The 329-nt window shown below is 57.4% G+C and carries 1 protein-coding gene; it reads right to left on the reverse strand.

Annotated elements, in window-relative coordinates; translation table 11 throughout:
• Window positions 1-329, reverse strand: a 329-nt coding sequence (locus NQ050_RS11155) for a DDE-type integrase/transposase/recombinase (RefSeq protein ID WP_257039411.1), incomplete at both ends; no start/stop codon positions are given.

The raw sequence follows: 329 nt of genomic DNA on the forward strand, positions 1-329 counted from the left end.
CACGTACTGGGAGCCATGATCCGAGTGGTGAATAAGCCCAGTTGTTTCCTTGGCGCTGACAATTGCTTGATTGAGCGCCTGCAGCGGCAGCAGCTGCGTGCGCATCGAATCTGACAGGGCCCACCCGACGATACGACGGGAGAACACATCGGTGACAAACGCGGTATAAACGAATCCTTTCCTGGTGCGCACATAGGTAATATCGGCCACCCACAACTTATTGGGCCCAGGGGCCCTAAAGTGCCGATGGACCAAGTCAGGGCGCAGATCCGGCCGACGTGACTTACGTGTTGTCACAGGACCTCGGCCTTTGGCCCTGCCAGATACTC

The organism is Corynebacterium sp. 122RC1 (assembly GCF_024580955.1).
Lineage (GTDB): Bacteria > Actinomycetota > Actinomycetes > Mycobacteriales > Mycobacteriaceae > Corynebacterium > Corynebacterium kozikiae.